We start from the raw sequence: 21,420 nt of genomic DNA, 5'->3' as shown, positions 1-21,420 counted from the left end.
TACCTCCGTATCAATTTTCTTGATGGGAGTCGTACACGTAATACCCATCCCCACCGCAATTTTTAGCGACGTACATCGCCGCATCCGAGTGATGAATCATCGCATCGAGCGAAGCGTGGTCTTCCGAGCAAGCGACGCCTATGCTGGCCGACAACCTCAAGGACAAGCCATCTCCGACGTTCATTTCCTGGGAAATGAGATGGTTTAACTCCTCAAATCGGTCTGCCTCGACTATTTCTCGCTCCGTATCGATGACGATTAAAAACTCGTCGCCCGCGAAGCGATACGCCTTCCCGTCATACGTTTGACTGAACGAGCGAATCCGTCGTGCCGTCTCGATGAGCACTTCATCCCCGATCAGATGACCGTAGGAATCGTTTACTTGTTTAAAATCATCCAAATCGATGAACAACAGCACGACCGACTGCTTCCGATTCATCTTTTGTCTCATGTCGGTCATGAACGAGTGTCGGTTCGCCAGTTTCGTCAAACTGTCTTGGGTGATGAGTTCGATGACTTCTTGATGCTTACGTTCGCGCCGAATCTCGTTCTCCATCCACCGGGTCACGAGCAATATCGTATCCGTCATTTCGTTGATCGCCGCGGCGTCGACGACGTCGTTCAAGCTACCCTGTTCGGCCAAGAATACGACCCAACCGAACGTCTTGCCATCATTGGACAACGGCAGACTGATCATCGAGCTAAACTCGAGTCCATCGATCACAAGTTCGGCACGACCTAGTTTTTGGTGCCCGATTGTCGTCAAAGCATGAAGTTGTTGCAGGGCATCACTCGTCCAGTCGAGCTTGCCTTCCCCGTCCTCCGATAAGACGCGATGTTTCGACTCCGTCGAGAAGACGACGGCATGGGAATACCCGATCCAGCCGCGGAGCACCGTCTGAATCCGTTTTAGTTTATTGCCGAACGGTTCATGAAGTGCCGTCACCTCATAAAGTGACTCGAGCGTCTGTTGACGTTGGGCCTGGGCCCGTGTCTGTTCCGTCAATTCGATTTCAGCCATGACCCAACGCGCGAAATCTTCAAGCGACTGCAACGCTGCCTCGTCAAACGTGCGAGCTCGTTCGTCCGTCACACAAAGCGTGCCGATGACATGTCCGCTTCGCGTCGTGAGCGGAACACCGGCATAAAAACCGAGGTTTTCAAGCAACGGATTGTTTGTCCCGGCCTCAGACGTCTGCACATCCTCGATGACAACCGAAGATTGGCCAGTCACGACTCGATTACACAGTGTCCATTCCCGGTCCACGTGTGGGCTCTCAAGCAAGGGACCCGCACAGGACTTGAACCATTGTTGGTCTGTCGTCAAAATCGAGATGAGCGCGACCGGCATGTTCAGCGTGCGCGCGACAAGTCGCGTAATCCGATCATAGCGCTCCTCTCGCGGAGTGTTTAAAATCTCAAGGCGCAGAATCGTCTTCAATCGCTCAGCTTCTTGTTCATCAAGTACCGTCGACGGAGAAGTCGTGGCCAACTCGAGTTGCCGTAGCGCCGCATGTTGATAGACGAGCGCATCGAGTGCTTGTTGGAGATCATTCAGCGGGAGCGGACGACTGAAGAAATACCCCTGAATCTCATCACAACCGAGCTGTTCCATCACCCGATACTGTGCTTCCGTCTCGACCCCCTCGGCCGTGACCTCTAAATTCAATTTTTTAGCGAGTGAGACAATCAATTTGACGATTTCATATTCTTTCAGGCCGTTGTCTTTATCTAATTGACTGATGAATGAGCGGTCGATTTTAATGCCGTCAATCTCAAACATCTTCAAGTAATTGAGGGAAGAGTAGCTGACGCCGAAGTCGTCAATCAACACGCGAAAGCCTTTTGTTTTCAAATAGTCGACCGTCTGAATGCCAAGGAGCGGTTCTTGCATAAGCGTATGTTCCGTGATCTCAAACTCGAACTGTTCTGGTCTCAACCCGTATGTCGCGAGCACCTGTAATAACTGTTTGATATAGTCTTGCCGAAACAACACCGGGGATACGTTGACCGCGACACGTCGCCCTGCAAACAGGTCCGGTTGCTCGATCATGTCACGACAGACGCGGTCGAAAACGAACCCGGTAATGTCTTCAATCAAGAGCGACGTTTCGGCAATCTTAATAAACGTTTCCGATGAGACGTTACCGAGCGCCGCACTATGCCACCGCACGAGCGCCTCAAAATGAACCATCCCGTCCTGACAGCCAACTTTCGGTTGATAGACGACGCTCAGTTCATCTGCTTTCAGTCCCTTGATGAGTTCCATCTCAATCGTCATCTCATCGATATAATGTTGGACATAATCGTCCTTTTCGTACACTTTGATGATTTGCTTGCCCGCTTGTCTCGCTTCGAGGAGCGCCGTTGACGCATTCATGATGACCCGGTCGGCGTCCTCGCTCCCCGCGCTGATTCCGAGACAACCGGATAAAGCGAACTCGGTCTCGGCCACTTGGTACGTGTACGCTGCGATGGCCGCAAGCAATCGTTCCCCATGTATCGTCGCTGTCTCGATTGAGGTGTGGGGCAGCACAGCGATAAAATCTTCACCGTCTACGCGTCCGATAATCGATCCTTTCGGCAACAGGTCCGATAAGTGCCGCGTCATCTCTTTAATCAGGCGATGGGACTGTTCCACACCTTGAAGAGATAAGATGATTTTAAAGCGATTGATGTGCAAGCGCATGACACTCGTCGCTTCCGCTCCTTCTTGTTTCGTGAACAGCTTCTCGAGCTCGAGCTTCACTTTCATCAAGTTTGGCATCCCGGTCAAATAATCGATGTTCTCGATGCTACTCAATAGCTTCATTTCTGCCTCTTCCGACAAATCGGTCGTCAGCCCTAATACATAGCGCACGTTACCCGCCTCATCTTCAAGCGGCATGAGAACCGAGGAAGCAAAACGGGCGGTATTGGTCTCGATATTCATTTGTGACATGAAATAGACCGGTGCGTGCGTCGCGACGACTTCGTCATAATGCACGATTAACTCGTTGGCGACATCGACCGCATACATATCATGTAAATACAAGCCACTCACATCGTCCGGGAGCGAGGACGCCAGTTTCCCCTGTTCACTGACGCGTGCGTACCGATATCCCTCAGGCGTCACTTCCATCAAAAACACCATTCGATATAATTGAACGAATACGTCAAACAAATAGTGCGGATCGATCTTCATCTGCTGCATACTGTACCTCCAGGCAATCTCCGTTTCTTCTAGTTTAGTGGTTTTAGCCGGTCTTGTTCACGAAACCGTTTAAAAAAAGGGGAAGACGTTTTTAACGAGCGGTCAATAATCGGGTATAGATAAGTAAAAGTCGCAAAAGTGAGGTGAACCATCATGCTCAGTCGAAACGTCTATCCACAGACACGGCCTGGAAAATGGTCGGTCCTCTTGTTGCTTGCGGTGTTCGTGCTCTTACTCGTGTCTGCTCTCATCGTCCAATCCGCTCAACCATTCAACTTCGACACGTTATTCGACAACACGTGGGCGGCTATCGTATCGATGTTGGCCATCGCCGCCGCACTCGGTGCGTTCGTCGTGGGGGTGTATACAATCTTACGCAATCACGAACGTTCGGTCGCCGTCTTCTTTACCGTCTCGCTCGGCGGGCTTGTCGCTTTGTTCGTGCTCATGCAACTGTTCCTCTAACTGACAAACGCACCTTTCCGTTAGGAATAGGTGCGTTTTCGTCATAGAAGTTCTTTGGCGAGCAACCGATAGACGTTCAAGCGGCTCTCTTGTGTATGCTGGATGCTGCAAATCATCGCCTCATCAAATCCATAATGGGCTGATTCTTCCTGCAGTTGCGTCGCAATCTGCTTCGGTGTCCCGACGAGATGGATTTTTCGGTTGTTGGCGATTTGAATCTTGTCGATTTCGGTGAGCGGATAGTCGTGTGCTGCCTCCGGACTCATCAATTGGCGGAGCTGGCCTTTCATCAAGAACAGGCGCGATAGATCGGATGGACGTGCCAAATACTCGGCCTCTTCTTCCGTCTCGGCCGTCGTGACGAGATACGTGACGCTGATGTCCGGCTTCTCCATGAAAGCGGACGGGGTGAAGTGCTGACGATACGCGTCAAGCGCCGCGACACTCAGCTCCCCATTGAAGAATTGAGCGAAGGAATAGCCGAGCCCCATCCGTCCTGCTTGGATGGCGCTGTTCCCGCTCGACCCGAGGAGCCATGCCTCAGGGAGCTTCACACCCGTCGGCGCTGCCGGCGTATTCTTATACCATCGTTCTTCCGGCGCCTCATCGTTGATGAGTTGGAGTGTCGTCCCGAGTTTTTCATACAGGCCGTCCATCATCGGTTTTTGCCCTTGCGACATCGCGTAGATGGCGTTGGCGTCTCCACCCGGTGCCCGCCCGACTCCAAAGTCGATGCGGCCCGGTGCGAGCGCACTGAGCGTCTTGAATACTTCGGCCATTTTGAGCGGTGAATAGTGCATCATCATGATGCCACCTGACCCAAGACGAATTCGTTCTGTCTTGGCCGCAATATAAGCCGCGACGACTTCAGGTGCCGAGCTAGCGAACGACATGCCGCCGTGATGTTCGGCCATCCACATCCGGTAATAGCCGAGCTCTTCTGCCAATTGGGCCAGTTCGACCGCACTTTGTAACGCATGTTCTGACGTATGTCCGGATGTCACCGGCGCTTGATCCAATACACTTAATCTCATCTGTATCGCTCCGTTCCTAAAGTATATATGGTGAATATCTCGATTTTGTAAGACTCGCCGTCATCATACTAAAGTGAGCCGGAGAATACGAATAGTTCGCTCTTGAGAACGCTTTCTTTTTTCAGAAAATTACAACGGGTTGTTGCCTGCTGGATGTTCACTTCTCTATAATGAACGAGAAGAAGCTATTCCTTCATAGCAATTCACGTAACGCACGATGGGGACGTGCCAGTGAAGCGCACACTACACTTTCGGGGAAAAGGGGTAAATTGAATGAATCATACACCAAACCGGTCCGGTCATGACGGACCCACATTCACGTCAGCAGATTACATGAAATTCATCATTCCATCGTTAATCGGGATTCTATTCTTCATCGTCCCAATCCCGTCTGGTGACGGGTTCACCATTCCCGTCGCCTTTTTATCGAACTGGCTGATTGATTTGATCGGCGGCATCGTACCGACGATTGCCGTCATCATGATGGGCATCTCGGTCGTCGGCTCGCTCATCGCGTATGCGGTCAAACCGGCGTTCATCTTAGAGCGCCCTCATTTGAACACGTTGTTCAACGTCACACCGTTTTGGTTTGTGATGCGCGTCATCGGCTTCATCGCCGGCTTTATGACGTTACTCGTCATCGGGCCCGAGGCGATCACGTCCGAGTTCACGGGCGGCCTGTTGCTTTATCAATTGATTCCGATTTTATTCGCGACGTTCTTGTTCGCCGGGATGTTATTGCCGCTCCTGTTGAACTTCGGATTGCTCGAGTTCGTCGGTACGATGCTCATCAAAGTGATGCGCCCGCTGTTCCGTCTACCGGGTCGGGCCTCGCTTGACGCGCTCGCGTCTTGGGTCGGGGACGCCACGATCGGAATTTTATTAACGACAAGACAATATGAAGAAGGCTACTACACGAAACGGGAAGCCTCGATTATCGCCACGACGTTCTCTGTCGTCTCGATCACGTTCACGATCGTCATCTTGTCGTACATGAAACTCGACGCCTACTTCCCGCATTATTACGGAACTATTATCTTGTCTGGTATCGTCGCCGCGCTCATCATGCCGCGCATCTATCCGTTGTCCCGTAAGCCCGACACGGCATATGAAAAGACGGAATTGAAACCGGAAGAACCGGTGCCGGCGAATGTCCCAATGCGCGTCTGGGCACTACGTCAAGCGTTGCTCAAATCAAAATCGAGTAAAGGCGCCGGCGCCACGTTCAAAGACGGGTTCCAAAACGTGCTCGACATGTGGCTCGGCATTTTGCCGGTCGTCATGGCCGTCGGAACGATTGCGCTCGTCATCGCCGAGCACACGTCATTGTTCACGATTCTCGGCAAACCGTTCGAACCGATTCTCATGCTGTTGCAAGTGCCAGAAGCAGAGGCAGCGGCCCAAACGATGGTCGTCGGGTTCGCCGATATGTTCTTGCCGGCCGTGCTCGGCAGCGGCATCGAAAGTGAGTTGACGCGATTCGTCATCGCCTGTGTCTCCGTCACCCAGCTCATCTTCATGTCTGAGGTCGGTGGATTGTTGCTCGGCTCAAAATTGCCAATCTCGTTCTTCGATCTCGTTCTCATCTTCTTGTTGCGGACGATCATCACGTTACCGATTATCGTCGGGATCGCCCATCTCATCTTTTGACGACGACACGCCCGTTCTCTCATTCCAGAGGACGGGCGTTGTTTGTATAATAAAGAAAAAGGGAGGTGCGTCATGGACGAACATTATGCCGGACAGCTCGAAGTAGCGAAGAAAGGCTACGCTGGAATCATCGACCCTAAGGCCTACGTGAACGACCGCTATCACGGCCATTGGACGGTCAAAAGCGAGAAGCGCATCAGCAGGGTTCCAGTGTTGCTTCAAAAAGCGTTCAGCGGGGGCAAGAACAATTGTACGCTCACCTCGATGACGGCCATTTTTCGCTATTACCATGATCTTGGCTATGAGCGCATCCCAGAGGACGTAATCGAGATTCAACGAGACGCGCGTGAGATTGCGCTCGCCCATCAGTTCAAAGACGAGAAAGGCACACCGCCGACTCGAATCAGTACGATCGTCACGAAACTATGGGCCCATTACGGCTACAAAGGGCATAGCAGCTCACGTTATTTATGGAAATGGTCGACATTCGAGCGCGAACTCGCGGCCGACCGCCCCTTCATCTTGAATATGGCGAACGGATTTTATAAAAATCACTCCGTGACCGGAATCGGGTACATCATCTTCCACAAGCCGGGCTTTCCCGACGTCATCTTGCTCGAGGTGCTCGATAACCGCTCCCGCGACATCCGCTATATCGATTTCAACGAGTTCAACTTTTGGGGCAGCATCACACGCGTCTATCCGCCCCAGGACGTTCAGCCGAAATAACGACGAGCGCTCGTCTCGATGGCCGTCCCGATTCTGATTAGATGCTCGCGTTTCACGTACGAACCGTGGTGGAGCCCGAAAGCGTCTCGACCGTTCCCGAGACCGACGAACACCTCGGATGGTTTGAAATGTAACCCAATCATCGGGATACCGAGCGTCATGTGATAGCCGAGTTCGAACCGGGCGCTCGGATACGCGTCCAGCCGTTCACTGTGCGTGAACCCATTAAATGCCGCACAGTTATCCCGCCCCAGGACGACCAAACGGGACGGGGTCACATAACGAATCGTCCGTTCGAGCAAATCGAGCGATGTTGGGTGCTCCATCCACTGTCGTCCCGTCCGCAATTGGCCCATCTGACGCCACGTCGCATATTTGAAAAAGTCGACATGGAGCGCGGACCCGTCGTAGAACGAGCGACCCATACCTTCGAGCAGGGCCTCGAGTTTCGCCCCGCCCGGTTTGCCGAACCAGCTCGTCGTCGCCTGTCCGGCCTCGAAGTAAGTCGCGGCGTAGTCGAGCGTCGCTTCGAGGGCACTTTCATCTTGTAAGTAGGTATCGAGTGATTCGTCACGCCAATAGAATTTTTGCGATACTCCGCTTCGAACGGTACCATCCCGTTCGTAAAACTCGCCGCGCGACGGGTTCGTCCCGACGGTGAGCCATTGTTGCTGCGTCGGTCTCCCATACCATAGGACCGGGGACGCCCCGTCGATCAGTTCCGCCTGAAACGACGACGCCATGAGCGCTTGTTGAAATCGAATCGCGTCTTGCAATAGCACACGTGCCTGATCCATCGTGCCACATCCTCTCTACTCGGTCGTTTCCCGCTTTCAGGCACATGTAAAATACGTTATAGTGAGAGGACGAAGCCAAAAAAAGGACGTGGATCTATGCGTATCAACAAATTCATCAGTGAATCCGGTAAGGCGTCACGCCGCCAAGCCGACCGTCTCGTCGAAGAAGGACGGGTCACCATCAACGGCAAGAAAGCGAAAATCGGCGACCAAGTGAATCCAGGAGATGAAGTACTCGTCAACGGTTCAGCCGCCCGTGTCGCACGAAACAACGTCTATATCGCCGTCCATAAACCGGTCGGCATCACGAGCACGACCGAGAAGAAGGTCAAAGGCAACTTGGTCGACCTCGTCAACCACCCGCTACGCATCTTCAATATCGGCCGTCTCGATAAAGACTCGGAAGGGCTCATCTTGATGACGAACGACGGTGATATCGTCAACGAGATCCTTCGCGCTGAGGGGGAGCACGAGAAAGAATACATCGTCTCGGTCGATAAGCCAATTACCCCGGAGTTCGTCGAACAGATGGAAGCCGGCGTCAAAATTCTCGGTCAGAAGACGTTGCCGTGTAAAGTCCACCAACTGTCGAAGTTCGATTTCAACATCACGCTGACACAAGGGCTCAACCGCCAAATCCGACGCATGTGTGAAGCGCTCGGTTACGAAGTGTACCGTCTTCAGCGCGTACGTGTCATGAACATCACGCTCGGCAAGCTCCCGCCCGGACAATGGCGCGACCTGTCGAAAAAAGAGCGTGAGCAGTTGTTCCGCGAATTGAATTACGAACCGAAAGAATGGTATTAAAACAAGCCCAGACGCTTTTGTCTGGGCTTGTTATCGTTCATAGAGCGATGCGACATGGTCGGTCTCTCGTCGGATAAAGCGTTTGAGTTGGGCGCATAAGTCATCGAGTTGCCCCATCGTCGTCTTGAACTTGAAGGTCGCATGGAAGTGGTCGAACGGATCGTGTTGCCACTCGTCATGGATGAAGACGTCGACTTGAATCGTGCCTGTCCGATCAATCAGCGTGAACGTGAGGCTGATTTTATGGTCATCCGCATCCGGGTCCAACAACTGCCAAATCACGGGTTCCTTGCCCCAGGTGTTGTTGAATCCAGCAATCGAGTCAATCAGTTCTTGCAGTGTCTCGTCCTGCATATATACATCTTGATTGCTCGAACAGACGGATGCATGGAGCTGAAGCCTAATCTGGTAAAACAGCTCGGTCTCATCCATCCAAATCCGTTCCATCTCAAATTGAGTTTTCACTTTCTACACCCGCTTTCTCGTTTTGACTTGGCCACTTATTCTGGGCGAAGCGATTCGACCCAATCGGTTTCGCACGCCAAGAATGCCGACAGTTGTCGCTGCAACTCATCCATCTGCCCCATCGTCGTCTCGAACGAGAACGTCGCCTTCATGTCTCCACCATCGCCTTTCATTTGTTCCATCTCAATATTGACCCGAACGGTCCCTCGCGCATTCGCCAGTTCGAACCTTAACGAGACGTGAACGAGCGGGACATCGAGCGCCCAAGTCTCAGGTGACTTCCCGTTTCGTGCATTGAACGCCCGTAACGTGGAGACGAGTGATTCGATGTCGGCACCTGTGACATATTCGTCCATCGTGACCGCGCACCATTTCCCTTTCAGCGTCAATTCGACTTCCATTTCCAACACGTCTTCCCAAATCCGTCTCAGTTTGAACTGTTCCACCCTCGTCCCCCCATTCTCTCATTTCGACTATATCATGTCGTTTCCACGAAATCCGTCAACTTTTCGCCAAAACGGGAATAGTTCTATACAGATGATCTCGCAACGAAAAGAGGTGAATCGTCATGAATGGCGCCTTGTTTCCTCGCACCTCGGTCGGCAAGTGGTCGATTATCCTCATCGGCTTGTTCCTGGCCATGTACGTGCCGTTCCTCCTGCTCGATAACTTCGATACGACCTTTCATTCGACGCTTTGGAGCGACAACGCCGCGAACATGCTTCGGCTCAGCTATATGACCACGTTCTCCGTCCTCGGGCTCGGAGCATTCGTGACCGGATGGTGGGCCATCTTGAAACAAAAAGAGTACGCCGTGCTCGTCTTCTTCGCGGCCGTCCTCGGCTCCGGACTGTTCGTCCTACTCGTCATGGAGCTCCTCGGCATCCTCGAATAGAAGACAAAACAAGGAGTTCGCCGCGGCGAACTCCTTGTTGATTGCGCACTTATTTGACGATGACTTGCTTCATCTGGCTGGCGCGGCCTTTCGCATCTTCGATATGAACCGAGAGACGCTCTCCTTTTTTGAGCGTGCGTGTCTTCGTGACGAACGATCCTGTGAGTCCAGTCGTCCCTTTCCCGATGACGCGGCGCTTCGCATCACGCACGATGACCGTCATTCCAGCGTCGGCGCGACCGGTCACTTGTTTCGCGTTCGCACGCGGTGTCGTGACGACCGGCTGTTTCGGACGAGCTCCTGTTGTGACAAGGAGACGTTCGCTCGAAACGAGCTTGCCGTTGCTATAGACGACACGGAGTGTCGTGCCTGCTTTTTGTGCTCCGATGTTCAATGCGACCCGAGCCTGTTTCGACGTTCCTGTCGCAAGACGTTTCTCGCCGTTATAGACCGTCACTGTCGTCCCGCTTTGCACGCTAGCGGCAAATACGGTCGAATTGTCACGGACGATTCCTGGCTTGGCATAGAGACGCAGCATCGAAGCCGCATAATGCACGTTCACTTTGCCATAGCCGCTGATGTAATCATAGTTGAACGGAAGCTCTTCTTCCGAATCTTCCATGAAATAGTCTAGTCCATCTTCATAGCTCATCCCACCTGTCGAGTCGCCGCCCGAGAAGGCGACTGGTTCCGCTGTTCGATGGAGCAACTGACGTACTTCTTCCACTTTGAGTGTCGGACGTGTCGATAACAGCAAACCAACGACAGCCGAGACGTGCGGTGTCGCCATGCTCGTCCCGTCCATATAGACGACGTTGCCGTTTGGCACGAGACTCGCGACTTTCGTTCCCGGTGCCACGACGTCGACGCCGTATCCGTAGTTCGAGTAATCCGAGACGATGCCGAACGTGTTCGTCGCACCGACCGAGATCGTGTATTTCGATGAAGCTGGGTATGACAGGCTTGAATCGCCATCGTTCCCGGTTGCCGCTACGACGACGACACCGCGGTCATACGCGTACTTCAACATATAGCCGATCGTCCGGCTCTCGCTTCCGCCTAGGCTCATGTTGATGACTTTGGCTCCCGCATCGACAGCATACTTGATGCCGAGCGCGATTTGTTCTGTGTCTCCAGAACCGCTCGCATCGAGCACTTTGACCGGGAGAATCGAAACGGCCGGCATCATGCCGCGCATCGATGTCCCGTTGTTTTGAATCGCACCGATGACGCCGGCGACATGTGTCCCGTGGCCGTGGTCATCGATGGCACTGCCTTCCCCGTTCGGGTCGACAAAGTTCTTCTCGTTGGCAATATCGACGCGTCCTTTGAAGTCAAGGAGGCGATAATCGACACCCGTATCGAGCACGGCCACTTTGACCGATCGTGCCGGTAAGTTGAGTGCCTCGTAAGCGTCAATGCCGATTCCAGCATCTTGGAACGGCGCCAATACCGATTTTGAATTGAGTGACCATTGATAGTCGTAACTCGTGTCGGCCATGAACGCTTGATACGTCTGGACCGGCTCGATGAATTCGACGTTCGCGTCACGCTCGAGCGTCGACTTGGCCGTCGCTTGCGTTTTTGTGCTCGCCGCTTCAACGTCGACGACCGCGAAGTGGTCACCTGGGCGACCAAGATCGACTTTCTCTGCTGAGACGTTCGATAACGCGTTCATCTTACCGAGCGACTTGCTCGGTGACGATTTGTATTTGACGATATAACGCGGCGCATCATCGACTTCAATCGATACCCCGAATTTACCCATTACATCTTGGAGCGGTGTTCCGGCAAGCGTACCCGTTCCAAGCTTAGCTGCTACCTTGTCGACTTCTGCTTGCAACGCTGTCGGCACACTTGACGTCACGAGCGTCTGTAACCGTTCGATGGCGGCTTCATCCGCTTGCGTGAGCGTGTATGATTTCCGATCAACGAGCGCGTTCATGAGTGGCTGTAACGCCTTCAAATCATTGTACGCTTGTTGGCGTTTCGCGCCATCTTTCACCATTGCTTTGATGAGGTATGGCGACGTCCGGTAGTATAAGGCAGCCAAATCGTTGCCCGACTCTGATTGCGTCAATACTTCCGTCTGAATGCGACGGATGAGTTTCAACATCGAGTCGCGCTCTGGTGCTGGATTTAAAATCGATTCGACGGCACACATTCCCGCCTCCGTCTCAATGTTTTCATACTTGACCGGCAATTTGACCGGGTTGTAGACGAGTTTGATGTCGGAAGGCGACACCGTTTCTTCTTCCATCAGCGGGAGATACTCCACTTTGATGTAGTACGGACCTTCCCATGCATACGGGAATCGAATTTTCGCCGTTTGCTGTCCGTCTTCTTGTGACGCGCTCGAACGATACTGTTCGAACGTTTCGTCCTTCGCTGCCAAATCGGCACTCGGATACACCGAGATGTTCGCGAGCTTCGTCGAATCGAACTGAACTTCCATATGCGTCATCGCCGATGGAGTCCCTCGTTCCATTTTGAACCAGTATGTATTCGTGGCGTCTGTCCCGGTTTCGAACGTGACTTCCACTCCGGGGCTGAGCGTCTTCGCCTCTTGCATCCCTGCTCCAGCGTCCGCACTCGCTTGTGGCGGAATCAATCCCAGTACGAGCATGAGTACCGTGACGAATGATAAAACCTGTTTCCATGTTGCTTTCATCTGTTCTCCTCATTTCTATATGTCCAAAGCTACAACCGACGGATCCGTCAATTCATGTATACGTGACAATGGCTTGAAGGTTCCAACAATTAACTACAAAAAATCACTTAATTTCATTATTTTAGGAAACTCTTGATTTGTCTATCTCTAATATGGTTTTTTCGAAAAATAATTTAAAAAACAGGTCAGAGGAATTTTTCCCCTGACCTGAACGAGTTGTGTTGCTTATTTTGCTGTGACGCCCCCATCGACCGGAAGTTCGATTCCCGTGATGTGATTTGCCTCATCCGACGCGAGGAAGAGGACGGCCGTCGCCACTTCTGCAGCCCGACCGAGATTCGGCAAAGCGATTTGATTCAAGAAATGTTGTTTATAATCCGGGTGTTCCATGTGCGGCGCACTCATCGGTGTCACGATATAGCCCGGATGGACCGAGTTGACGCGAATGTTGTGTTTCCCGTAATCGACGGCCGCCGCTTTCGTGAGCGACCGAACGGCTCCTTTCGAGGCCGTATAGGCACCGGCACCGGCCATGCCTGTGAGCGCCGAGATGGACGAGATGTTGACGATCGACCCACCGCCGTTTTGCTCCATGAGCGGGATTGCATACTGTGTCCCGAGCATGACGCCATCGATATTGATCCGATACGTGCGCGCCCAGTCTTCCTCCGTCTGATCCAAGAACGGTTTTGCGAGCGCGATGCCCGCATTGTTGACGAGCACATCGAGCTTGCCGCACACGGACTGGACTTCGTTATAAATGTTTTCCCAATCGTTGCGCGACGTAACGTCGTGTTGAAGCGCAATCGCCTCGCCACCATTCGACCGAATTGTCTCCACGACGTGCGTCACCGATTCAAGATTGATGTCCGTCGCGACGACAGTCGCCCCTTCTCGTGCGAACAGCTTGGCCGTCTCCTCACCCATGCCACTGCCTGCCCCTGTAATGACCGCTACTTTCCCCATTAACCGCATAATCCCAGCTCCATTTCTTTAAATATGATAGTCTAACTATCATTATAGTAGTCGATGCACATTCGATTCTCAACGAAACTGCCTCGACACGGTATAATAACGAGATACAAAGAGGTGATTTCATGAGTAAACGACAACAAAATAAAGAAGAGCGAATGAATCGTATCATCGAGCAAGCCGAGGTGCTCTTTTTACAAGATGGATTTGAACGGGTGCAAATGCAGGACATCGCTGACGCGTCCGAGCTAGGGGTCGCGACACTGTTCCGTTACTTTCCGAAAAAAGACCAATTGATCGTTGCCGCGGCCGTGCGCAATTTGGCACCGACGTTGGACGCGTTCAAACAACTGACGAACCGACCGGGAAATGCCTACTCGCGACTCGAGGCGATTCTCGACTATTTACTCGATCAACAAGTGAAGCGGACAAGCCACTCTCGTTTCCGTGAGGCGTTCGAGAGCTATGCCTCGTCCGTCGCAAGTCCCCTTCCCGGGATTGACGACTATATCGAGTTGCAGCGCGAAATCATGGAGACGCTCGAACCACTCATCGCGGACGGGAAAACGGACGGTTCGCTCCGGAGCGATCTCGATGTGAAAGCGACCGTCGTCACCATCATCAACGCGTTCGGTACGTTCGGTAACAATATCATTTTGAAGTCTCACATCAGTTATTTAGAGGACGACATCGAGCCCCTCATCCAACAGCGGGTGTTGCGAGAGATGCTCTTGTCTTACGTGCGCCCATAACGAAAGCCCCTTCGTGTGAAGGGGCTTTATTCGTGCAGTTCGAGTGGTAGACCGTCCGGGTCAAAGAAGAACGTCATCTTCTCGCCCGTGAACGTGTCAAACCGAATCGGTTCCGTCGTGACACCGTGCGCATTCAGTTCAGCGACGACCGACTCGATGTCGTCGACTTTAAAGGCGAGATGAAGGAGTCCACACGCCTCCGGAAAGCTCGGCCGTTTCGGATTGTCCGGTTTGATGAACAGCTCGAGCTCGTACGCGCCGAGCCGCAGGTCGATCTTGTGATCGCCTTTGTCCGGACGATGATGCTCGCGGATGACGTCGAAACCGAGGATATCGATGTAGAACCGTTTCGCCTCGTCATAATTTGAGGCGATAATCGCCACGTGATGGATGGTATGTAGTTGCATCATAATCCCCCATATACAAAAAAATGAGCACCTCTCACTAGAGGTGCTCTCGAAAAGTCTACCGCGTCGAACCACGCTCCACAACGTGCTCCCGAAGGAATGTCCGCCGTCTTACATAGACCAGCTCATCGCATGTACTCAACTATAGGTGAATCTGAGCCCCGCGTCAACGTTTTGTTTGAATCGGGTTGACATCTTCCTAAAAATTAGGATAATCAATAGTGTTAGCACTCTTATCATCAGAGTGCCAAAAACGAACAATTAAAAAGGAGAACGATCATGACAAAGAAACAGTTTCAAGCCGAATCGAAACGAATTTTAGAGTTGATGGTCCACTCAATCTATACGCATAAGGACATCTTCCTCCGTGAGCTCATCTCGAACGCGAGTGACGCCATCGACAAGATGTATTACCGGGCCTTGTCAGATGAGGCAATCGACTTCAACAAGGACGACTACTTCATTAAAGTCGAGCTCGACAAAGACGCACGCACGATCACCATCCGTGACACCGGAATCGGGATGACGGCCGACGAACTCGAATCGAACCTCGGGATTATCGCCAAGAGCGGCTCGCTCGCGATGAAGCAGGCGACGAAGATGGAAGAAGATCACAGCCTCATCGGCCAATTCGGTGTCGGCTTCTACTCGGCGTTCATGGTGGCAGACCGTGTGACGGTCCGCACCCGCTCGGTCGACAGTGAACAAGGCTACTTGTGGGAGTCGGAAGGCACAGACGGTTACACGATTGAGCCGACGGATAAGACCGACATCGGGACTGAGATCACGTTGCACGTGAAAACCGACACGGACGACGAGACATACTCATCATTCCTCGAAGAGTACGAGATTCGTTCACTCATCAAGAAGCATTCGGACTTCATCCGCTATCCGATTAAGCTCGATGTGACGAAGCACCGTCAAAAAGACGATTCAGAAGAGTACGAGGACTATATCGAAGAAGATACGGTCAACAGCATGGTGCCGATTTGGCGCAAACGGAAGAGCGAGCTGTCGGACGAGGACTACAAGGCGTTCTATCACGAGAAGCGTTACGGATTTGACGAGCCGCTCAAGCACCTTCACTTGAATGTCGACGGCTCGATTCGGTATCAGTCGATTCTCTACATCCCATCGACGGTCCCGTTCGACTATTACACGAAAGAGTTCGAGAAAGGGCTCGAGCTGTACTCAAACGGTGTCTTGATCATGGAGAAGTCGCCTGACCTGCTCCCGGACTATTTCGGTTTCGTCAAAGGGATGGTCGACTCGGAAGATCTTTCGCTCAACATTTCCCGGGAGATGCTGCAGCAGGACCGCCAACTTCGCGTCATCGCCAAAAACGTGAAGTCGAAAATCAAAGGCATGCTCGAGAAGATGCTCCAAAACGAGCGCGAAGACTACGAGAAATTCTTCGATTCGTTCGGCCGTCAGCTCAAGTTCGGCGTCTACGATCAGTTCGGTGCCGCCAAGGACGAGTTGAAAGACTTGCTCTTGTTCCACTCGTCGAACGAGAACAAGCTCGTCACGCTCAAAGAGTACGTCGAGCGCATGAAAGACGATCAAAAGTACATCTATTACGCGACGGGTGAATCGATTCACCGCATCGACCTTCTCCCTCAGGCGGAACGCTTGAAAGAAGAAGGGTTCGAGATTCTCTACTTCACTGAAGAAATCGACGAGTTCGCCATCAAAATGCTCCAGTCGTATGACGACAAAGAGTTCAAGTCGATCGCGAGCGGTGACCTCGGCCTCGATGACGAGGCGGCCCATTCGCTCAATGAGAACAACAAGGACTTGTTCGCCTTCATGAAACAAGAACTCGGGGACCGCGTCAAAGAAGTACGCGCCTCGACACGCCTCAAGTCACATCCGGTCTGCTTGACGGTCGCCGGCGACGTCTCAATCGAGATGGAGAAGATTTTGAACACGATGCCGAATGGCGGCGGCATGAAAGCTGAAAAAGTGCTTGAAGTGAACGCCGATCACGCCATCTTCCGGACGTTACAGCGCATCTATAAGGAAGATGAAGCGAAAGCGAAACAGTATACCGATTTGCTCTATCAGCAGGCACTCCTCATCGAAGGGCTACCGATTGAAGACCCGGTCGCCTATTCGAACGCGGTGTGCGCGTTGATGGCAGAATAATTGAAAGGCAGAGGGCGACCTCTGTCTTTTTAACTTTGAAGTTGATATGAAAAAATCTCTAGTCACGATTTTTCCCGTCGTGACTAGAGATTTTTTATTTGAAGTTATTATACGTTCCTAACAGTTGCATCTGAATCGCTTCCTGCAAGATGTTCTGGTCATCTTCTTGCTCATGGATCTCTGCGATTCGATAGCTCATCCGCTCAATCAATCCGACGACGAGGGCGTTCCCCATCGTGAAGTAACGTTTGCGGTCCGTCATCGTGTCCGTCCATCCATAAGGGAATCCGTTCAGCCCCTCGCACTCCTCAGGGCGCAAATAACGAAGCTTCTTCGTCTGTGGATCTTCGATGACATGGCTCGAGCGGTTGCATGTGCCTTCACTCGTCAACATTGTGCGTCCAGGAAGGTCGAGCGAGTCCGGATACGACATGCCGCCCTCCGCGTACACGTACACGTGACCGCTCGCCGAGGTCCGCTCGATTTTCTTCGGCCCTTTCAAATAAGCCAACTCTTCCTGTTCGTTCCGACCCGACTTTTTAATCGTCTCGGTGTCCAAATAATACTGCTCCGGTGCAGGACCGAACTGCTCATAGACTTCTTGGACCACTTCGCCGAGTGTCTTTGGCACTTCACGTTTCGGTAACGTCTCGAGCGTCGTCACCCGATTGCCCGACATGATTCCCGCATTGCGGTACGTCGCCGAGAACGTATCAGAGATTTCGACGATATCTTTCGGCAGTTCAAACTGTGAGCCCGGATGTTTCTCGCTCGTCAGTTCATGGACCGGGAATGCCGGGGCGAAGAATCCTGACTCGAGCAGCCATTCCTCAGGGTTTGCCTGTTGAGCACGTACCGAATGATTCAGGTCGGTGCGGGTCGCGAAGATGAAGATGCGACGACGGCGTTGCGCGAATCCATAGTCGGCCGCATTGATGACGCGCCACTCGACCGTATAGCCTTGGTCGGCGAATGCACGAAGCATGACGCTGAAGTCACGTCCCCGTTGTTTGGCCGGAGACTTCATGAGGCGATCGACGTTCTCGAGCAACACGTATGGCGGTTTCTCTTGTTCGATGATGTTCATGATTTCCCAGAACAAGACGCCCTTCTTCCCTTGAATGCCTTGCTCGTTCTTGAGGCTGCGCGAGACACTGTAGTCTTGGCACGGGAAGCCCCCGACTAACAGGTGGTGCGGACCCGCCTCCATCCACGACAAGGCGATATCTTCATTCGAATGTATACCTCGGTTCTTGAACCGTTCGGCGTAGCAATCGAAAGCCGGTTGACTCTTCGTCGCCGGTTCCCATTGATTGCCCCAAACTACATCGAATTTGTCCGATGTAGGCTCGGCATTCACGTCTTTAATTCCTTCAAGTGCGATGCGGAAACCTCCTACACCAGCAAATAACTCAACTACTTTAATCAATGGGAACACCCTTTCGCATTTTCTATCTTAAATTTACTCTATTTCATAAGTTATCTCAAATGAACTTTCTCGATGAGATTAGTTTAACAGAAAAGGTGAATGGGATCAACAACAAGCTATAATGGTTATATATGTAAACTGTAGGAGGAATTATTTTGCGGTATGAAACGATTCAAGAATTGATGGACAAGGCAAGAGAGGCCGAAGGAAAGACGTTCGGAGAGATCGACACGACCGGGCGCATCAAGAATGTTCGATCGAAAGGTGCCCTCGGACATGTCATCGAGGAGAGCCATTTCGGTTACCCTATCAATTCGGACGCTCGACCTGATTTCGAGGAACTCGGCATCGAGTTGAAGGTCACCCCTTTCAAGAAAAACAAGAATGGTACATATTCATCGAAGGAGCGGCTCGTTTTGAACATGATTGATTATCATAACGAGCACGAGTATTCGTTCGAGACGTCAAGCTTCTTATCTAAAGCCACGAGCATGCTTATCATGCTTTATCAATATGAGCCAAACATCCCTATCGACGACTACCGTATCTGTAAAGCGTTCTTGAATGAGTTCTCAGAAGAGGATTTGGACGTGATGCGGCAAGACTGGGAGACAATCGTCGCAAAAATCAAACGTGGCGAGGCCCATTTGATCTCCGAGGCCGATACGATGTACTTGTCAGCCTGCACGAAAGGAGCAAATGGTTCGGTCGTCCGCAGTCAACCGTTCTCAGAGCAACCAGCAAAACCACGTGCCTTTTCGCTCAAAGCTTCTTATATGTCGGGGCTTGTCCGTAAGTATTTGACCCCTGAATTGATGGAGTCAATCGCCAATCACGGTGAGTTGAAAGATATGTCGATTGAGCAGCTCCTCGAGGCACGACTCTCTCCTCATTACGGAAAGACGTTACTCAAGTTGTGCGAAGAAACAGGTATCCCATATAATCCGGGCAATAAAGCGATGATTCCGCGAGTCATGGCAAAGCTTTTAGGGGTTCGAAAGACCGACTTGTCTGGCATCGAAGAGTTCGCGAAGGCGAACATCAAGTTCAAGACGATTGCCCGAGAGCCTGACGGCAAAATCCGGGAGCATATGTCATTCGGCAAAGTCGATTTCGATGATTTGTCTCAAAACGATTGGGAAGAATCCGACTTGTACGACACGTTCGCCGAACAGAAATACCTCTTCCTCGTCTTCCGATATGACGAGGACTACGTTCCCAAACAAAAACGTATCCCTCGTTTCGAAGGGATACGTCTATGGAACATGCCGCTTGAAACGGTCGATGGCGAGTTGAAGTCGATGTGGCTCGAGGCTAAACACATTGTCCATACTGGAGTAAAACTGACACCTTCGGGTAAACGAGTGAAAAACAATCTTCCCGGCCCGAAATTCAATCAGGTCGCCCATGTGCGCTCAAAAGGAGCCGACGGTCAGGACAAAGTGAAACTCCCAGACGGTCAGTGGATCACAAAACAATCGTTTTGGTTGGACAGAAACTACATCCAGCAGATTCTAGACGCGTAAAATGAGTACTTATCTCCCTCACGTGGAATCTTCCTATTAGAGGGAGGTGAAGGCATGGCCAGAAATGTACCAAAAGCATCGAGTCCAGCCGTCTTCAAGACGATGAGCGGCAATCGCGGCAAGGACACGAAGATGGAAGTGAAGGTCCGGAAAGCACTATGGGCTGCCGGATATCGATATCGGAAGAACAATCGGAAGTTGTATGGGACACCGGACATCTCATTTCCCGGACTCCGTGTTGTCGTCTTTTTGGACTCCTGCTACTGGCACGGCTGCCCCCTTCACTTCAAACTTCCGAAGACGAACGCCGAATTCTGGCGTCAGAAAATCGGTCGCAACATCGAACGGGATGCTGACGTTACACGACACTATGTTGAGGAAGGTTGGATTATACTCCGATTTTGGGAGCATGAGGTCAATGAAGACTTTGATGATGTGATTTATACCATCACCCATTTCGTAGACATGGCCAAAACCAATCGACATATACGAAGTGGATAATAGAAATTACATGTTAATCTAAGTCCTCATCAAACAACGGCTCATCATAAGTTTCTGTTGCATCATCGACAATCTGGTTCGTGTAGAATCCTTCTACACGGCCTCTTTTTTTGCCCTTTTCATTAAAATGCTCGACAATCCTGAACGTGTCGGGTGCTTCAAGCCCGATGATGACGATTGGTACGGTCAACTGAGTGTTCAACGGTTTCAAATGGTGGACATATTTCTCATATGTACCGATGGCGTTGTCGAAATTTCCGGCACGCTGAAGTCTTTGGGTTGCACAAATAATCACACCAATTCGCGTTTGAATTGCCTTCTCGACATGATTCAACTCGCTCGCAATGACCGGTTTCAACAGATTCCATGCAATCGTTCCCGAATGGTTGAAACCTACTTCCAGCGAGATATTCTCTTTGGCAAAATCGAGACGCCACACATTCTCTGAATAGTCACGGTCTTGGAAGATTGGACTTTCGCTGGCCCATCCTCTCTTCGAAAACTCTGATTTGAATAAATCATTCAAGGTTGAGGACAGACTTTTATTCTTGTCCGCATACTTCTCTTCGAATTTTTGAATGATGTCATCATCACTTATGGAATATATGATGTCATGGATTTCTCTCCAAATCTCTGTGAACTCCTCATCATTTTTAAGTATTGTCTCCCCGAAGCGGTGTGAATGAATTCGATAGTTCAACTGTCTCACCCTTTTATATGTAATTGATAATGATGTACTTCGTGACGAGAATAATCGACTTTCCTTCACTCGATTCAAACTCTCGCCCCTCCTAATCACTTTATCAGGATACAGGATTGAAAACAAAAGTACATTTATTTTGTAATCGTTTTCTTTCCTTTCATCAAGCGTTTTAACCATTTAACGTTGATATATCAACATTTTCCCAGACATGCAAACGCCTTGACATTTTTGGCGGGTTATATGAAGTTAGTATTACATTATAATTATTCTAGTAGA

19 protein-coding genes are annotated in these 21,420 nt (G+C 51.4%); 9 read left to right on the top strand and 10 right to left on the bottom strand.

The genetic code is table 11. The annotated features are described in order from the left end of the window. Nucleotides 1-10 precede the first annotated feature (10 nt). Nucleotides 11-3,193 carry an EAL domain-containing protein gene (locus KNP95_RS08400; protein ID WP_214836574.1) on the bottom strand — a complete coding sequence of 1,061 codons (3,183 nt, stop codon included), beginning with the start codon at nt 3,191-3,193 and terminating at the stop codon, nt 11-13. Nucleotides 3,194-3,346: 153 nt separating this feature from the next. Between KNP95_RS08400 and KNP95_RS08395 the strand changes: the two genes are divergently transcribed. After that, nucleotides 3,347-3,658, top strand: a complete 312-nt coding sequence (locus KNP95_RS08395; RefSeq protein WP_021067931.1) for a hypothetical protein — start codon at nt 3,347-3,349, stop codon at nt 3,656-3,658. Nucleotides 3,659-3,699: 41 nt separating this feature from the next. Here KNP95_RS08395 and KNP95_RS08390 read toward each other — a convergent pair whose 3' ends face one another. Further along, nucleotides 3,700-4,692 carry an LLM class flavin-dependent oxidoreductase gene (locus KNP95_RS08390; protein ID WP_029596391.1) on the bottom strand — a complete coding sequence of 331 codons (993 nt, stop codon included), beginning with the start codon at nt 4,690-4,692 and terminating at the stop codon, nt 3,700-3,702. 273 nt (nt 4,693-4,965) lie between these two features. Here KNP95_RS08390 and KNP95_RS08385 point away from each other — a divergent pair, with 273 nt between their 5' ends. Continuing rightward, nucleotides 4,966-6,342, top strand: coding sequence for a YjiH family protein (locus KNP95_RS08385; protein WP_214836571.1), 1,377 nt, complete (start codon nt 4,966-4,968; stop codon nt 6,340-6,342). A 72-nt stretch (nt 6,343-6,414) separates the two neighbouring features. Then, nucleotides 6,415-7,071: a C39 family peptidase gene (locus KNP95_RS08380; RefSeq protein WP_214836568.1), complete on the top strand. Its 657-nt coding sequence runs from the start codon at nt 6,415-6,417 to the stop codon at nt 7,069-7,071. On the opposite strand, the gene KNP95_RS08375 is transcribed toward KNP95_RS08380, so the two are convergent. Beyond that, complete coding sequence (locus KNP95_RS08375; RefSeq protein WP_214836565.1) at nt 7,059-7,868, bottom strand: hypothetical protein; 810 nt, start codon at nt 7,866-7,868, stop codon at nt 7,059-7,061. The genes KNP95_RS08380 and KNP95_RS08375 overlap by 13 nt on opposite strands. A gap of 96 nt (nt 7,869-7,964) precedes the next feature. Between KNP95_RS08375 and rluF the strand changes: the two genes are divergently transcribed. After that, complete coding sequence (rluF, locus tag KNP95_RS08370) at nt 7,965-8,675, top strand: 23S rRNA pseudouridine(2604) synthase RluF (protein WP_021067926.1); 711 nt, start codon at nt 7,965-7,967, stop codon at nt 8,673-8,675. 30 nt (nt 8,676-8,705) lie between these two features. Here the strand turns inward: rluF and KNP95_RS08365 are convergent, their stop codons facing one another. Both KNP95_RS08365 and KNP95_RS08360 read right to left on the bottom strand, forming a co-directional pair. Then, nucleotides 8,706-9,140 carry a hypothetical protein gene (locus KNP95_RS08365; protein ID WP_214834554.1) on the bottom strand — a complete coding sequence of 145 codons (435 nt, stop codon included), beginning with the start codon at nt 9,138-9,140 and terminating at the stop codon, nt 8,706-8,708. A 35-nt stretch (nt 9,141-9,175) separates the two neighbouring features. Further along, entirely contained in the window at nt 9,176-9,586 is a 411-nt protein-coding gene (locus KNP95_RS08360; protein ID WP_214836562.1) for a hypothetical protein, read from the bottom strand. Between the two features lie 122 nt (nt 9,587-9,708). Between KNP95_RS08360 and KNP95_RS08355 the strand changes: the two genes are divergently transcribed. Beyond that, entirely contained in the window at nt 9,709-10,035 is a 327-nt protein-coding gene (locus KNP95_RS08355; protein WP_021067925.1) for a hypothetical protein, read from the top strand. 49 nt (nt 10,036-10,084) lie between these two features. Here the strand turns inward: KNP95_RS08355 and KNP95_RS08350 are convergent, their stop codons facing one another. After that, nucleotides 10,085-12,706: a S8 family peptidase gene (locus tag KNP95_RS08350; protein WP_214836559.1), complete on the bottom strand. Its 2,622-nt coding sequence runs from the start codon at nt 12,704-12,706 to the stop codon at nt 10,085-10,087. Between the two features lie 225 nt (nt 12,707-12,931). After that, nucleotides 12,932-13,681, bottom strand: coding sequence for an SDR family NAD(P)-dependent oxidoreductase (locus KNP95_RS08345; protein WP_214836556.1), 750 nt, complete (start codon nt 13,679-13,681; stop codon nt 12,932-12,934). Nucleotides 13,682-13,803: 122 nt separating this feature from the next. Between KNP95_RS08345 and KNP95_RS08340 the strand changes: the two genes are divergently transcribed. Continuing rightward, on the top strand, nt 13,804-14,430 hold the full coding sequence (locus tag KNP95_RS08340) for a TetR/AcrR family transcriptional regulator (protein ID WP_214836553.1): 627 nt from the start codon (nt 13,804-13,806) through the stop codon (nt 14,428-14,430). Nucleotides 14,431-14,456: 26 nt separating this feature from the next. On the opposite strand, the gene gloA2 is transcribed toward KNP95_RS08340, so the two are convergent. Next, nucleotides 14,457-14,837 carry an SMU1112c/YaeR family gloxylase I-like metalloprotein gene (gene gloA2 / locus KNP95_RS08335; protein ID WP_214836550.1) on the bottom strand — a complete coding sequence of 127 codons (381 nt, stop codon included), beginning with the start codon at nt 14,835-14,837 and terminating at the stop codon, nt 14,457-14,459. A 279-nt stretch (nt 14,838-15,116) separates the two neighbouring features. On the opposite strand from gloA2, the gene htpG reads away from it, so the two are divergent. After that, entirely contained in the window at nt 15,117-16,985 is a 1,869-nt protein-coding gene (htpG, locus tag KNP95_RS08330; protein WP_214836546.1) for a molecular chaperone HtpG, read from the top strand. A 94-nt stretch (nt 16,986-17,079) separates the two neighbouring features. On the opposite strand, the gene dcm is transcribed toward htpG, so the two are convergent. Further along, nucleotides 17,080-18,414: a DNA (cytosine-5-)-methyltransferase gene (gene dcm, locus KNP95_RS08325; RefSeq protein WP_214836543.1), complete on the bottom strand. Its 1,335-nt coding sequence runs from the start codon at nt 18,412-18,414 to the stop codon at nt 17,080-17,082. 155 nt (nt 18,415-18,569) lie between these two features. On the opposite strand from dcm, the gene KNP95_RS08320 reads away from it, so the two are divergent. Beyond that, the gene (locus KNP95_RS08320) at nt 18,570-19,940 is read left to right on the top strand and encodes a Sau3AI family type II restriction endonuclease (protein WP_214836540.1); all 1,371 of its coding nucleotides are present in this window, start codon (nt 18,570-18,572) and stop codon (nt 19,938-19,940) included. A 54-nt stretch (nt 19,941-19,994) separates the two neighbouring features. After that, the gene (locus tag KNP95_RS08315; protein WP_214836537.1) at nt 19,995-20,441 is read left to right on the top strand and encodes a very short patch repair endonuclease; all 447 of its coding nucleotides are present in this window, start codon (nt 19,995-19,997) and stop codon (nt 20,439-20,441) included. A 13-nt stretch (nt 20,442-20,454) separates the two neighbouring features. Here KNP95_RS08315 and KNP95_RS08310 read toward each other — a convergent pair whose 3' ends face one another. Further along, entirely contained in the window at nt 20,455-21,141 is a 687-nt protein-coding gene (locus tag KNP95_RS08310) for a BglII/BstYI family type II restriction endonuclease (RefSeq protein ID WP_214718729.1), read from the bottom strand. Between the last annotated feature and the right edge of the window lie 279 nt (nt 21,142-21,420).

It is taken from the genome of Exiguobacterium sp. s36, assembly GCF_018618345.1.
Classification (GTDB): Bacteria; Bacillota; Bacilli; order Exiguobacteriales; family Exiguobacteriaceae; genus Exiguobacterium; species Exiguobacterium chiriqhucha.
The sequence above is the reverse complement of the archived record's forward strand: the minus strand, read 5'-3'. Positions and strand labels throughout refer to the sequence as shown.

Coding starts and splice junctions, on each gene's coding strand:
- KNP95_RS08400 (WP_214836574.1), bottom strand. CDS start 3,193: ATGCAGCAGATGAAGATCGATCCGCACTATTTGTTTGACGTATTCGTT.
- KNP95_RS08395 (WP_021067931.1), top strand. CDS start 3,347: ATGCTCAGTCGAAACGTCTATCCACAGACACGGCCTGGAAAATGGTCG.
- KNP95_RS08390 (WP_029596391.1), bottom strand. CDS start 4,692: ATGAGATTAAGTGTATTGGATCAAGCGCCGGTGACATCCGGACATACG.
- KNP95_RS08385 (WP_214836571.1), top strand. CDS start 4,966: ATGAATCATACACCAAACCGGTCCGGTCATGACGGACCCACATTCACG.
- KNP95_RS08380 (WP_214836568.1), top strand. CDS start 6,415: ATGGACGAACATTATGCCGGACAGCTCGAAGTAGCGAAGAAAGGCTAC.
- KNP95_RS08375 (WP_214836565.1), bottom strand. CDS start 7,868: ATGGATCAGGCACGTGTGCTATTGCAAGACGCGATTCGATTTCAACAA.
- rluF (WP_021067926.1), top strand. CDS start 7,965: ATGCGTATCAACAAATTCATCAGTGAATCCGGTAAGGCGTCACGCCGC.
- KNP95_RS08355 (WP_021067925.1), top strand. CDS start 9,709: ATGAATGGCGCCTTGTTTCCTCGCACCTCGGTCGGCAAGTGGTCGATT.
- KNP95_RS08350 (WP_214836559.1), bottom strand. CDS start 12,706: ATGAAAGCAACATGGAAACAGGTTTTATCATTCGTCACGGTACTCATG.
- KNP95_RS08345 (WP_214836556.1), bottom strand. CDS start 13,681: ATGCGGTTAATGGGGAAAGTAGCGGTCATTACAGGGGCAGGCAGTGGC.
- KNP95_RS08340 (WP_214836553.1), top strand. CDS start 13,804: ATGAGTAAACGACAACAAAATAAAGAAGAGCGAATGAATCGTATCATC.
- gloA2 (WP_214836550.1), bottom strand. CDS start 14,837: ATGCAACTACATACCATCCATCACGTGGCGATTATCGCCTCAAATTAT.
- htpG (WP_214836546.1), top strand. CDS start 15,117: ATGACAAAGAAACAGTTTCAAGCCGAATCGAAACGAATTTTAGAGTTG.
- KNP95_RS08315 (WP_214836537.1), top strand. CDS start 19,995: ATGGCCAGAAATGTACCAAAAGCATCGAGTCCAGCCGTCTTCAAGACG.